The following is a 14,320-nucleotide window of genomic DNA, read 5'->3' on the forward strand; positions in this document are numbered from 1 at the left end:
TCTCAATTTTTATTAATTAGACTAAATAACAGACCATAGGTCAGATTTACAATCAATGCGCCTCCAACCAATTATCACCAATATCCATTTCAACATCTAAAGGCACTTCCAATTTGTAAGCACTTTCCATTTCGGTTTTGATGAGTGTTTTCATCGCATCGAGTTCTGGTTTGTACACATCAAACACCAATTCATCATGTACTTGTAGAAGCATCTTCGATTTAAAATCACCAGATTGCAATTTGTCATAAATATTAATCATCGCAATTTTAATGATATCTGCAGCACTTCCTTGGATAGGAGCATTGACAGCATTTCGCTCTGCAGCACCACGAACAATGGCGTTTTGAGAATTGATATCTTTTAAATAACGACGACGACCTAAAACGGTTTGTACGTAACCATTATCTCTTGCGAAATCAACTTGCTCACTCATGTAAGCACGCAATTTCGGATAGGTTTCATAATAGGTGTCAATGAGTTCTTTGGCTTCACCTCGTGATAAGTCTGTTTGGTTACTCAATCCAAAAGCAGACACGCCATAAATGATTCCGAAGTTGACTGTTTTCGCATTGCTACGTTGATCACGAGTGACATCAGAAATCGGCACACCAAACACTTTTGAAGCTGTTGACGCATGAATATCTTCACCATTTTTAAAGGCTTCAATCATGGTTTCTTCTTTACTTAAAGCTGCAATTATACGTAGTTCAATTTGCGAATAATCGGCAGCAAGTAAAGTAAACTCTTCATTTCTTGGAACGAATGCTTTTCTAACCTGACGACCACGTTCGGTACGAATAGGAATGTTCTGTAAATTTGGATTATTACTACTCAATCGACCTGTTGCTGCAACGGTTTGCATATAATCGGTATGCACATGACCAGTTGAATCATCCACTTGCAAAGGCAAAGCATCCACATAGGTGCTTTTTAGTTTTGCAAGTCCACGATAATCCAAAATATTACGAATAATCTCATGATCTTTTGCTAAGTAAGACAAGATGTCTTCTCCTGTTTTATACTGTCCAGTTTTGGTCTTTTTAGGCTTGTCGACCAATTTTAGTTTTTCAAATAGGATGATTCCTAATTGCTTTGGAGACGCAATATTGAATTCTTCACCTGCAGCTTCATAAATGCTTTTTTCAAGTGTTGCAATGTCAGTATTGAGTTGCTCAGATAAAGAATTTAAAAAGCCTATGTCTAGATTAATACCTTCTAATTCCATGGTCGCTAAAACACGCAACAACGGAATCTCAATATCATTAAATAATGTTTTGATATTGGCTTCACCTAATTCTTTTTCGAAGTGTTCTTTTAACTGTAATGTGATGTCAGCATCTTCAACGGCATATTCGGTTTGCTTTTCTAACGGAACATCACGCATCGACAATTGATTCTTTCCTTTTTTACCAATGAGATCTACAATTGGAATTGGTGTATAATTGAGATAAGTTTCTGCCAACACATCCATATTATGTCGCATATCTGGATTAATTAAATAATGCGCTAACATAGTATCAAAGAGGTTTCCTTTGACTTCAATATTGTATTTTGCTAAGACTTTGATGTCATATTTTAAATTCTGACCAATTTTTTCAATCTGTTCGTTTTCAAAAAACGGACGAAAGACTTCAATTAATTCTTGTGCTTCGGTTTTATCTTCTGGAAATGGAACATAAAATCCTTTTCCAGTTTCCCAAGAAAAAGAAATTCCAACGAGTTCTGCTGTTAACGGATTAAGTCCAGTAGTTTCTGTATCAAAACATACAGACGTTTGATTCATCAGGTTTTTCAAGAATAGTTTAGTTGCCATTCCTGAAGCGATACTCTGATAAAAATGTGATGTGTTTTCAGCAGTTTTGCGCGTAAATTCTGAGACGGTTTCTGTTGTCGTTTCCTCTCCACCACCAAATAATGAAAACTGTCCTGCTCCTGCAGATTTTTGTTCTTTTGGAGTTGCTTTTGGCTTTTCTTCTGTGGTTTTAGTTTCAGGTGAATCTGTTGTTTGAGTTTTAGGCGCAGTCGCTACCGCAGAAAATGTTTTATTAAAATTATCAATTAATCGTCTAAATTCTAATTCTTGAAAAATTTCTGTGACTTTAGGAATATCAGGTTGTTCCATTTGAAAATCATCAAAATTAAATTCTACAGGAACATCTAACATAATGGTTGCTAGTTTCTTTGAGAGTAAACCTAATTCACCATTCGCTTCAATCTTTTCTTTCATTTTTCCTTTGAGCTCATGTGTGTTGGCTAACAAGTTTTCCATGCTTCCATAAGCCGCTAAAAATTTCTTAGCTGTTTTTTCACCAACACCTGGAAGTCCTGGAATATTATCTGATGCATCTCCCATCATTCCTAAAAAGTCAATGACTTGTAAAGGATCTGTGACTTCAAATTTCTTTTGTACTTCAGGAATTCCCCAAGTTTCATAACCACCTCCAAACATTGGTCTGTACATGAAAATATTTTCGGAAACGAGTTGAGCAAAATCCTTGTCTGGTGTGACCATAAAGGTTTTATAACCTTCTTTTTCTGCTTTTTTAGCTAAGGTTCCAATAACATCATCAGCTTCATAACCTTCTTTCACCATGATTGGAATATGCATGGCTTTTAAAATTTCGAGAATATAGGGAACAGCAGTTTTAATACCTTCAGGAGTTGCATCACGATTGGCCTTGTATTCTTGATACATTTCTACACGATCTGCACTTCCGCCTTTATCAAAACAAACCGCCAAATGATCTGGTCGTTCACGCTTAATAACGTCTAACAAAGAGTTCATAAAACCCATGATAGCTGAGGTGTCTTCGCCTTTAGAATTGATTCGTGGATTTTTAATAAAAGCATAATAGCCACGAAAAATAAGCGCGTAAGCATCAACAAGAAATAAACGTTTTTGATCTGACATGAAATATAATTTTGAAGTCTATAAAGCTACAAAAACTTATGCGTTTATATGGAACAAATTGAACTACAATTTGTAAATTTCCGAAGTAAAAATTGATGGAATGAAAAAAATTTCGATTGCAATTCATGGAGGAGCTGGTACTTTAGTAAAAGGGATGATGACCTCAGAATTAGAAGCCAAATATAGAAACGATTTAAAAGCAGCACTTGATAAAGGTTACGCCATTTTGAATGCAGGTGGAACGGCAATTGAAGCTGTTGAGGTTGCAGTTCAAGTTTTGGAGGATTCTCCGTTATTTAATGCTGGAAAAGGATCTGTTTTTACTGCGACTGAATCTCATGAAATGGATGCGAGCATTATGGATGGTAAAACATTAAATGCAGGAGCTGTGAGTTTAATTTCTGGTGTTAAAAACCCAGTAAGTTTGGCTCGTGATGTGATGGAGAAAAGTGAACATGTGTTTTTGGCAGGAGAAGGTGCGATGCAGTTTGCAAAAAAACTAGACTATACTCTAGAAAATGATGATTATTTCTATGATGAATTTCGCCATAAACAATGGTTAGAAATAAAAGATACTGATAGTTTTCAGTTGGATCATTCTACAAAAAAAGATTCAAAATTTGGAACAGTAGGCGCTGTCGCTTGTGACCAAGAAGGCAATATTGCAGCAGCAACCTCTACAGGAGGAATGACTAATAAAAAATGGGGACGCGTTGGTGATAGTCCGATGGTTGGTTCAGGAAATTACGCTAATAATAAAACCTGTGCGATTTCTTGTACTGGAAGTGGTGAGTTTTTTATTCGTGGTGTTGTCGCTTATGATGTGGCCTGTTTGATGGAACATAAAGACATGAGTTTGAAAGCCGCTTCAGAAGAAGTGATTCATAAACGTATTCTTGAAATTGGTGGCGATGGTGGATTGATTGCGGTAGATTCTGAAGGTAATATAGCAATGCCTTTTAATACGGAAGGTATGTATCGCGCAAGTAAAACTTCAGAAGGGAACGAAGAAATTTCTATATATAAATAATGATTGTTAGGCATTTAGGACATACAGATTTCAATACTATAATGGAATGTTTTCTGTCTGCGTTTGAAAATTATTTTGTGGAAATGCCTACAGATTACAACTTCTATAAACAAAGATGGAAAGCGGCTAAAGTTGACTTCAATTTGTCTTATGGTATGTTTGATAACGACCAACTAGTTGGATTTATTATCCATGGGATTGATCAACGTCATGGCGAACATATTGCATTCAATACAGGAACTGGAGTGATTCCCAAATACAGAGGACAAAAAATAGTGAAGGCTATTTATGAGTATGCTATTCCAGATTTAAAACACAACGGAATTACAATAAGTGTGCTTGAAGTGATTATGGTAAACGAAAAAGCTGTAAAAGCGTATGAAGGCGTCGGTTTTACAATTTGTAAGACGTTTAAATGTTTTAGCGGTGAGTTATTAGTAGGTGAAAGTCAGTTAGAAGTTGAGGAAATAGCATTTCATGAAGTTCCTTGGGAACAAATTCCTAATCAAAACAAATACTCGTGGGACTTCCATTATAAGTGTTTAGAGAATGGGAATTCTAATTATTATAATGTTTACAATGAAAATAAAGTAGAATCATTTTTTTCGATTAACACAGAAAATGGAACTATAAACCAACTCGAAGTACTGCAAAATAAAAAAGGAAATTGGAAACGATTACTTCAGGCTGTTCAATCGATCTCAAAAGAAGTTAGGATTATAAATGTTGATGATAGGCTTGGTAAAAAAATTTCTGCTTTAGAAAATGCAGGTTTAAAAAACACGGTTAACCAATATGAAATGGAATTATGCTTAGAAAATGAATCTTGATTTTCTACTAATAAAAATTGCTACTTAGCGTCTTTTTTTCTTTGCCATTTTACAGGTAAAAAGTAAAAAATAACACTCCATATAAAAATCATATTTATTATAAATAGAGCTGTTCTATGATTATAGAGCACGACATACAATGCCATATCAATACATGTGATAAGCATAAAAAAGTTGGGAGTATATAAAAAAATGTCTCTTAATGCATCATGATTATATAACGTTTTGTCTTTGGTTTGAAGGCTTAGCCAATGTGAGCTTTCAGAAGATAAAGGAGACCAGACTTGTTTTCTGTCTCGATCTAGAAATTTAAAGAATTGTTTTAGTTTATCTGAAGATTGCGATTTGTACTTCACAATCATTTGTTCTTTTGGGATACTTAAAAATGCCAATAGAATATAGGCTAATGAATCTATAAAATGACCAAATCTAGAAGATGTTAACGTATATAAAGACAGGTGAAAAATAATAATAAACCAAAGGGTTAAGTTTCTAGTTCTTTTGAACAGGATTAAAATAGCAATGGCAAATTCAGTAAACATTGCGATATATGATAATAGTTTTGCAAAAAGCATTTCTGGTAATAATTCTGAAATGTATAAATACACAGGATTCTGTCGCGCAGTTCCTAGCCAAGTATCCATAAATGCTCCAGACCACCAGTCTGGTTCAATAAATTTATTAATTGATGCGCCAAAGTAAACTAAACTTAATTGAAATATTAACAGGTAAGGAGGTTCTTTATCATTAGTCAATCCAGCTAAAAATAAAGCGCAGCCACAAATAAACAAATGATTAAAAAACAAAGGTTTTGAGGCTAGAATACCTAGGATTACGACTAAGCCAGTAACGATAGCTGCAGTCCGAACTTTAAAATTGAATAGCAATGAAAAAGCACTTATAGCGTATAAAGTTCTAAACGTATATTTAAAAATATTAGGATGTTCGTTAAACCAATCTAAAGCGGGAATAAAAGGGATAAAAGGATCTGATATTTTAAAAAACATGTGATGCGCAGTTATTAATATGACTAATAGTTTACACATCAATAATACGTTTGGATGCAATTTTGTGCCTTCAAACTGAAATGGTCTTAATATGAATGCTGAAATACTATTCATGTTCAAATCTCCATTCTTTTTCTTCATGACCATTAATAGAATATGTCATAAGTACTTGGGCATTATCAGATTTACCATAAGTAAGTTCATATTGTGAAATCAATGAGAAGATATTATCAATAGAGCGTTGTTCCCAACCATTCATTTTATAATGGTATCGAGCAACAGTTTCTTCTGTAGAAAGTGTTTTTCCATCAATAGTTACAAAAACCTCAAAATTTACATGTGTATCATACGGTGCCCAACAAAAAAAACGCTCTGGAATAAAACGAGCATAAACAACGGAGCTCACTTGAAGTAAGATAAAAAGGATTCCTATAAAAAACCTGGTTTTCATAAGATTCAAATCTATAAGAAATTGTATGAGATTACAAAATTATTAGATAAAAGGAGCTTCAATTGGAAGAACTGTAACTTTTCTATTTTTAATGTCATATTTATCACCATTAGAAAGCACATGAACTGTAAGATTTGCAATCGTCATAGGTGTACCTTCCTCAAGAACTTTTTCGTTATTGTGAGTTAACTTACTTCCATCAAAAACAATGACCATTCCAGACCCAATTACGGTACATTCGTTTCCGTTTTTGATAATCATGCCTGTATCTTCAGCAAGTCCAATTCCTAAAAGATTTGGATGTTTTGCTACAGCTTCAGATTGTCTTCCGAAGCGACCACGACGAATAAAATGAGTATCTATAACTAATTCAGGAATCAATCCTAAACCTTTGTACATGTTAACAGCGCCTTTAACGAAAGATTCTGTAGCGCTTCCACCAGCAATCATTTCATTTGCCATTACCATGGCACCAGCACTCGTACCTGCGATCACAAAACCTTCTTCGTTCTTATAACGTTCTAATAAAATATCATGAATAGTTGTTCCACCAATTTTATTTGTAATTTTAGATTGGTCTCCGCCAGAAAACATAATGCAATCTGCAGATTTTATAAGATCAATAGAGATTTGTTTTTCAGAGTCTTCTTTACTTCTAATATCAAGAACCGTTACATTTTCGCAACCTAAAGTAGAAAAAGCTTCTAAATAGTTTTCTCCAACTTCTACAGGAATACTTGATGCTGTTGGGATGACAATAATTTTAGCATCAATTCCTCCAGCCTCTCTTACCACATGGTATAAAATACCATCATCAATAAACTCTAAAGTATATTGTTCATTCTCTTCTATTCCCTTATCCTCATTTCCACCAATAGGGATTAGTGTTCCTTTATTTGTCAACATAAAAATGTTCCTCTAGTTTAAATATTGGACAAAAATAAACTAAATTTTCTATTGAAAAATACTATATTTATAATCTTTCACAAATTTTAAATTAAAACTAACTAACATGAAAATACGCGAGATTAATGCCATGAGAGGACCAAATTATTGGTCTGTTAGACGTCATAAATTAATAGTAATGGTTCTTGATCTTGAAGAAATGGAAGAATTGCCATCCGATAAAATTGACGGCTTTCCAGAACGCTTAAAAGAAATGTTCCCAAGTATGTATTCCCATCGTTGTTCTGAAGGTTGTGAAGGTGGATTTTTTATGCGTGTTGATGAAGGCACTTGGATGGGTCATATAATCGAACATATTGCCTTAGAAATACAAACACTTGCTGGTATGGATACTGGCTTTGGAAGAACTAGAGGTTATGGTGAAGAAGGCGTTTATAATGTTGTGTTTTCATATATGGAAGAATCTGTAGGGCGTTTTGCAGCAAAATCTGCTGTAAAAATTTGTGAAGCTCTAATCGCAGGTGAGGCCTATGATTTATCTGAGGATATACAAGAAATGCGTGAATTACGTGAAGCTGATCGATTAGGTCCAAGTACTGGTTCTATAATAGAAGAAGCCGAAGCTCGTGGAATCCCTTGGATTAGATTAAATAAATACTCATTATGCCAATTAGGATATGGTGCCAACCAAAAACGAATTCAAGCAACTGTTACTAGTGAAACAAGTAGTATTGGTGTAGAGTTAGCTTGTGATAAAGAAGACACAAAATATTTATTAGAACAAGCAGAAGTTGAAGTGCCTCGTGGTGATATTATTCGCCGTGAACGTAGCTTAGAAGAGGCATGTCGCTATGTTGGTTATCCACTAGTAATAAAGCCAGTTGATGGAAATCACGGTCGTGGCATTACTGTAGACATTCAAAATCTTGATGATGCAATTGTCGCTTTTAGACATGCAAAGGAAAGCTCACGTAGTGGAGCTATTATCGTAGAAAAGTTCATAACAGGTGAGGATTATAGATTGTTAGTGATTAATAATGTATTTGTTGCTGGAGCCATACGTACTCCTGCACACGTTATTGGTGATGGAAAATCTACAATTCAAGAACTCATAGATAAAGTGAATAGTGATCCGCGTCGTGGTTTTGGACATGAAAATGTGTTGACTAAAATAACTACAAATGAGTTAACACAAACTATTATTAAAGATGAAGGTTATACCTTAGATTCGGTTATTCCTGAAGGTGAACAACTTATTTTAAAAGATACAGCTAACTTAAGTACAGGAGGAACTGCAGAAGATATTACAGATATCATCCATCCTTCTAATGTAAGTATGGTAGAACGTATTTCTAAAATTATAGACTTAGACATTTGCGGAATTGATATTATGACGACTGATATTTCTAAGCCACTATCGGAAACTGGAGGAGCAGTACTGGAAGTCAATGCTGGACCAGGATTTAGAATGCATTTAGCGCCAACAAGTGGATTGCCACGTAATGTTGCAGCTCCTGTAATAGAGAAACTGTTTCCTATTAAAGGAGAAACAGGACGTATTCCTATTATTGCAACATCTGGTACTAACGGAAAAACAACAACAACTCGATTAATTGCACATATTGCTAAAATGAAAGGGTATCGCGTTGGTTATACTACCAGTGATGGTGTATATATTCAAAATAGATTATTAATGACTGGTGATTGTACAGGTCCTGCCAGTGCAGAGTTTGTGCTTAAAGATCCAACCGTAAATTTTGCAGTTTTAGAGTGCGCAAGAGGTGGTTTATTAAGAGCAGGTCTTGGATTTAAAAAATGTGATGTAGCTGTTGTGACTAATGTAGCTGCAGATCATTTAGGTTTAAAAGGAATTCATACGATTGAACAATTAGCAAAAGTGAAAGCTGTTGTGCCCGAAACTGTCTTACCAGATGGTTATGCTATTTTAAATGCAGATGATGATTTAGTATATGATATGCGTCGTAATTTAGAGTGTAATGTAGCATTATTCTCTATGGATGAAAATAATCCACATGTTAAGGCTCTACAACGTATGAATGGTATTACTGCGATTTATGAAAATGGATTTGTAACGATTTGCAGAGGAGAATGGAAAATGCGTTTAATGAAGGCTGAAAACATTCCGTTAACTTATGGTGGAAAAGCGAAATTCATGATACAAAATGTATTGGCTGCTGTTCTTGCCGCACATGTACAAGGCATTAGCATAGAAGATATGAAAGCTGGTCTAGAAACTTTTATTCCGTCGGCTACACAAACACCTGGACGTTTAAATATGTTTGAATTTAACAATTTTACCATCTTATTAGATTATGCACATAATCCAGCAGGAATGAGGGCACTTCAGAATTTTACAGAAGAATTAGATGCGACTGTAAAAGTTGGAATTATTGCGGGAATTGGTGATAGACGTGTTGAAGATAATAATGAAATGGGAGGAATAGCTGCCGAAATGTTTGATGAAATTATTATTCGTCAAGATAAACGCCTACGTGGAAAAACTGAAGAAGAACTTATTAAGATGTTGAATGACGGAATTAAGATGAAAGATCCTAATAAGAAAACTACTATTATTCCATCTGAAAAAGAAGCTATTACTTATGCTGTAAAAAATGCCGTGAAAGGATCACTCATTGTATTATGTAGTGATGTGATTCCTGATGCATTGGAATTAGTTCAGAAGTTTAAAGAACTAGAAGCAAAAGGCGAGTTGAATTTAGTTTAAGTATAGTCATAAAAAAACCCGAAACATTGTTTCGGGTTTTTTTATGATATTTTTTGTCTATTAACAAACTCTTACTTCTTTTACTTTAATACGTAAACTTTTTCTGTAAGCTTTAATGCTAATAACATCGATACTCTTTTTACGGTTAATTTTAATAACCTGAGCTTTAATTGCAGAAGCTGCAGTTGTTTCGTTCTTAATTGTTTGAGTTTCGCTTTTTTCAATTACTGTTTCAATAGTATCACTGTTCTTGATATCTGTATTAACCTCTTGTCCTATAGATAAGAAAGGTAATAATGTAATCGCTAATATTGTTAAAACTTTTTTCATAATTGCTTGGGGCATTAATTTTAAACTCATGTCAAAGAAACGCAACATTCGAAGTGAGAATGAATAAATTAGACAAATGTGTTTTTTTATTAGTTAAGATGAATTCGTTCGTAAAAAACATCGACGAAATGCACAAAATCGGCTTATAGCCCAGTAAATACGTTACAGATTAAGTGGTATATTTTTCAGATAAGTGGTTTTTTGACGTGCATTTCAACGTGAAAAATGACACTGCTTTCTAGAAATCCTTTGTATATAGGTATTACAGGCATTAATTGTACAGGAATGACCGTTTATCGATAAGGTTAGATTGTAATCAATCACACAGGAGCATAAGAATTTGTTGTATCTTTCTGCTCTTTCAAGACATACAATGAACTATTCTGATAATACCTACGCAACCCTATTCAATACACAAAAAGAGAATCAATTTCATGTTGGTAATTCCACTTATAAAGAGCGTATAAAAAAATTGAAAGCTTTAAAACTAGCAATTGAAAAGACGTATAGGTATGACATAATTGAAGCGATTTATAAAGATTTTAAAAAACCTAAGCTAGAAACCGATCTCACAGAAATCTATATTGTAGTTAAGGATATTAAATATGCCATTTCTAATTTAAAGTCCTGGTTAAAGAATCAAAGTGTTGAAACGCCAATAACCTTATTAGGAACATCTTCCTATATTAAATACGAGCCTAAAGGTGTTTGTTTAATAATATCACCTTGGAATTATCCTGTAAATTTAACTTTTGGGCCTTTAGTGTCTGCAATTGCTGCTGGTAATACTGTTATTTTGAAACCATCAGAAATGACACCAAATACGTCAGCAATCATGGCCAAGATTGTAAAAGACGTGTTTAATGAAAATGAGGTTGCACTTGTTGAAGGCGAAGTGGAAGTATCGAAAGAGCTTTTAAAACTGCCGTTTAATCATATATTTTTTACGGGTTCACCTGCAGTTGGTAAGATGGTAATGTCTGCAGCCGCAAAACATTTAACGTCTGTTACTCTAGAGTTAGGCGGAAAGTCTCCAACAATCATTCATGAATCAACAAACATTAAAGCAGCTGTTCAGAATTTAGTTTGGGGAAAATTTTTAAATAATGGTCAAACTTGTATTGCACCTGATTATGTATTAATTCACGAATCTATTAAAAACGAATTTGTAGAAGCTTTTAAGGCTAAGGCTAAAGAGTACTATTCTGAAAACCCAATGACTTCAGGATCTTACAGTAGGGTTGTGAATAATAAGCATTTTAAGCGATTGGTGTCTTATATTGAAAATGCTAAAACTAACAACGCTATTATTGAATTAGGAGGTGATTACGAAGAAGCATCAAATTATATTGCTCCTACGTTGATTTCAAATTTAGATGAAGATGCTTTATTACTGAATGAAGAAATTTTCGGACCAATTCTTCCTATAAAAACATATAAATCCGCAGATGAGGTCGTAAGCTATATTAATTCGAAAGAAAAACCACTAGCCTTATATGTTTATGCTAAGAATAGAAAGTTTATAAATACTATAATTAATAACACAAGAGCAGGAAGTACTTGTGTGAATAGTAATGCGTTACAATATTCCAATCATAATTTACCATTTGGAGGTTCAAATAATAGTGGTATTGGAAAAGCCCATGGGTTTTTTGGTTTTCAAGAATTTGCAAATGCACGTTCAGTATTAAAAAGACATACTGTAGGACCTTTGAATCTGTTATTCCCACCTTATACTAAATTTAAAGAGAAATTAGTGAAGGCAACGATTAAGTGGTTTTAGGCCTTATCAAAATAATCAGAATGGATATTGTTATTCTCTCCATTTTGATATTTCATATAAGTAAACCCTTTATGAATACAATAGGAGCCAACCTCACCTGACTTATTTATTGCTATATATGCAATTTGAAAATCTTTGTATCGATCATTTTTACTTGTAATTCGTCTTACAGCTTCTTCACAAGCGCCCTGAGGAGACATTCCGTTTCGCATTAATTCAACAATTAAAAAACTGCCGACTGTTTTTAATACTTCTTCACCCATTCCTGTTGCTACTGCGCCACCAATTTCATTGTCAATGAATAATCCAGAACCAATAATTGGAGAATCACCAACACGACCTTTCATTTTATAAGATAATCCAGATGTTGTGCAAGCACCAGCAATATCTCCATCTTTATCCAGACATAACATTCCTATAGTATCATGGTTCTCAATATTTATTAATGGTTTGTATTCCGGTGATTTTAACCAGTCTTCCCATGCTTTTTTTGAGTCTTCAGTTAGGAGGTTATCCTTTTCAAAACCTTGACGATAGGCGAATTCTTCAGCTCCTAAACCAGCGAGAATGACATGTGGTGTTTCCGTCATGACACGTTTAGCTAGTTCAGCAACATTAGTTATGTTTTCTACACATAATACTGAACCACAATCGCCATTGCTATCCATAACACAAGCATCAAGCGTTACATTTCCTTCTCTGTCTGGAGCACCACCTTTACCAACAGTAGTGTTTTTAATATTTTCTTCTTCAATTGCAACACCTGCAATAGCAGAGTCAAGTGCTTTTGATCCTTTAAAGAGTTGTTCACCAGCTTTAGCATTTGCAGCTACAAATCCCCAAGTACATATCGCGATTGGAGTTTTATTTTTATTTAAAGCCATAGTCGTTTCGTTTTTGGTTTTTTCTGAAAGGTTTTCAGCACAATTAAGGATTGAGCCCCCAACTGTAAGTCCTACTCCAGTGAGTGAGGCATTTTTAATAAAATCTCTTCGTTTCATGAGATTGTTTTTTTAGAGTTTTTATAGCCATACCAAAAGATATAACCATAGCATATGGTAATGAATAAAAAGGCTAATTTAAATCCGAGGTCATCAATTAAATTACCGCAAATAAGCGGAATGATTGCGCCACCAACTATTGCCATACACAACAATCCAGAACCTTTTGGTTTCAAATCACCTATGCCATCAATTGCTAATGTGAAAATGGTTGGAAACATAATAGAATTAAATAATCCTACAGCTAAAATACTCCACATAGAAATTAAACCTGTGTTTGATATTGAAATGATAATCAACAAAATAGCGATACTAGCAAAAATACCTAGTACTTTTCCTGGTTTCATAATTTTGGTCAAATAAGAACCTACAAAACGTCCAATCATAGCTCCAGACCAATAAAAGATTACAAAAATTCCTAGTAATGCTTTATCATCTGCACCATCTAACGATTTAAAGAAAATGGTAGCAACTGTATCTGCAATGTTCATGAGTACTGGACTTTCTCTAATGAGAGGAACCATATTCATGTCTTGAAAATAGTTAACTAAGAAACTACCAATAGACACTTCAGCGCCAACATAAAAGAAGATTCCTAGAACACCGAGCATTAGGTTTTTTTGTTTAAATGCTTCAGAGTAGCTTCCTTCAGATTTTTCGCTTATCAGTTTTGGAAGTTTTGCGAACATAAAAATCCCGGCAATAAAAATGATGAAAACAGCTAATCCTAAAAACGGCATTTGAACGGCTGATGCTTCAGATGCTAGATATGTTTCTTTTGCGGTTTCAGTGAGTGATGCAATTTCATCTTTAGTTTTTATCGTATCACTTAATATAAATAGTGCACCAATAGCAGGAGCAATTGCAGTTCCCAAAGAATTGAAAGCCTGTGATAAATTTAATCGACTTGAAGCGCCATCTTCAGAGCCTAAAACAGCTACAAAAGGATTGGCTGCCACTTGTAAAATTGTCATTCCTCCAGCTAAAATAAAGTAAGCAAGAATAAATATTCCGAAGATACGATACGAGGCAGCAGGATAAAATAGTAAACAGCCTAAGGCCATAGTTATTAGTCCTAAAATGATTCCTTTTTTATAACCAATTTTTGAGAGAATGTAACTCGCAGGTACAGACAGTACAAAGTAAGCACCAAAAAATGCAAACTGAACCATTATTGCTTGAGCGTAAGTTAGTGTAAATAGTTCGCGTAATCTTGGAACTAAAGAATCTACGAGAACTGTAATAAATCCCCAAAGAAAAAACAATGTAGTTAAAAGAATAAAAGACGAGCGGTAGGATCTTTGTTGGTTCATATGGTTAGT

The 14,320-nt window shown here is 34.2% G+C and carries 11 protein-coding genes; 4 read left to right on the forward strand and 7 right to left on the reverse strand.

The features are described from left to right. Positions 1-52: 52 nt before the first annotated feature. On the reverse strand, positions 53-2,914 hold the full coding sequence (gene polA / locus RH81_RS03015; protein WP_033957528.1) for a DNA polymerase I: 2,862 nt from the start codon (positions 2,912-2,914) through the stop codon (positions 53-55). A 100-nt stretch (positions 2,915-3,014) separates the two neighbouring features. Here polA and RH81_RS03020 point away from each other — a divergent pair, with 100 nt between their 5' ends. Both RH81_RS03020 and RH81_RS03025 read left to right on the forward strand, forming a co-directional pair. Then, a complete protein-coding gene (locus tag RH81_RS03020) occupies positions 3,015-3,944 on the forward strand; it encodes an isoaspartyl peptidase/L-asparaginase family protein (protein WP_033957533.1) in 930 nt (309 codons plus the stop codon). Further along, on the forward strand, positions 3,944-4,774 hold the full coding sequence (locus RH81_RS03025) for a GNAT family N-acetyltransferase (RefSeq protein ID WP_033957537.1): 831 nt from the start codon (positions 3,944-3,946) through the stop codon (positions 4,772-4,774). Before RH81_RS03020 ends, RH81_RS03025 begins: the two co-directional genes overlap by 1 nt. A 20-nt stretch (positions 4,775-4,794) precedes the next feature. On the opposite strand, the gene RH81_RS03030 is transcribed toward RH81_RS03025, so the two are convergent. From RH81_RS03030 to RH81_RS03040, 3 genes are read right to left on the reverse strand one after another with little or no spacing between them, the layout of a single operon-like run. Next, complete coding sequence (locus RH81_RS03030; RefSeq protein ID WP_161791969.1) at positions 4,795-5,922, reverse strand: HTTM domain-containing protein; 1,128 nt, start codon at positions 5,920-5,922, stop codon at positions 4,795-4,797. Continuing rightward, positions 5,888-6,232, reverse strand: a complete 345-nt coding sequence (locus RH81_RS03035) for a hypothetical protein (protein WP_033957544.1) — start codon at positions 6,230-6,232, stop codon at positions 5,888-5,890. Before RH81_RS03035 ends, RH81_RS03030 begins: the two co-directional genes overlap by 35 nt. A 42-nt stretch (positions 6,233-6,274) precedes the next feature. Continuing rightward, the gene (locus RH81_RS03040) at positions 6,275-7,138 is read right to left on the reverse strand and encodes a cyanophycinase (RefSeq protein WP_033957547.1); all 864 of its coding nucleotides are present in this window, start codon (positions 7,136-7,138) and stop codon (positions 6,275-6,277) included. A 106-nt stretch (positions 7,139-7,244) separates the two neighbouring features. Here RH81_RS03040 and cphA point away from each other — a divergent pair, with 106 nt between their 5' ends. Continuing rightward, the gene (gene cphA, locus RH81_RS03045; RefSeq protein WP_033957549.1) at positions 7,245-9,884 is read left to right on the forward strand and encodes a cyanophycin synthetase; all 2,640 of its coding nucleotides are present in this window, start codon (positions 7,245-7,247) and stop codon (positions 9,882-9,884) included. Between the two features lie 60 nt (positions 9,885-9,944). Here the strand turns inward: cphA and RH81_RS03050 are convergent, their stop codons facing one another. Next, positions 9,945-10,214 carry a hypothetical protein gene (locus tag RH81_RS03050; protein WP_152604772.1) on the reverse strand — a complete coding sequence of 90 codons (270 nt, stop codon included), beginning with the start codon at positions 10,212-10,214 and terminating at the stop codon, positions 9,945-9,947. A 373-nt stretch (positions 10,215-10,587) separates the two neighbouring features. Here RH81_RS03050 and RH81_RS03055 point away from each other — a divergent pair, with 373 nt between their 5' ends. Then, a complete protein-coding gene (locus tag RH81_RS03055) occupies positions 10,588-11,997 on the forward strand; it encodes an aldehyde dehydrogenase family protein (protein WP_033957555.1) in 1,410 nt (469 codons plus the stop codon). On the opposite strand, the gene RH81_RS03060 is transcribed toward RH81_RS03055, so the two are convergent. Both RH81_RS03060 and RH81_RS03065 read right to left on the reverse strand, forming a co-directional pair. Then, entirely contained in the window at positions 11,994-12,998 is a 1,005-nt protein-coding gene (locus tag RH81_RS03060) for an isoaspartyl peptidase/L-asparaginase family protein (protein ID WP_033957558.1), read from the reverse strand. The genes RH81_RS03055 and RH81_RS03060 overlap by 4 nt on opposite strands. Continuing rightward, positions 12,995-14,311: a sugar MFS transporter gene (locus RH81_RS03065; RefSeq protein WP_033957562.1), complete on the reverse strand. Its 1,317-nt coding sequence runs from the start codon at positions 14,309-14,311 to the stop codon at positions 12,995-12,997. The genes RH81_RS03060 and RH81_RS03065 overlap by 4 nt, the downstream gene beginning before the upstream one ends. Between the last annotated feature and the right edge of the window lie 9 nt (positions 14,312-14,320).

Source organism: Psychroserpens jangbogonensis (assembly GCF_000797465.1).
In the GTDB taxonomy this organism is placed as follows: domain Bacteria; phylum Bacteroidota; class Bacteroidia; order Flavobacteriales; family Flavobacteriaceae; genus Psychroserpens; species Psychroserpens jangbogonensis.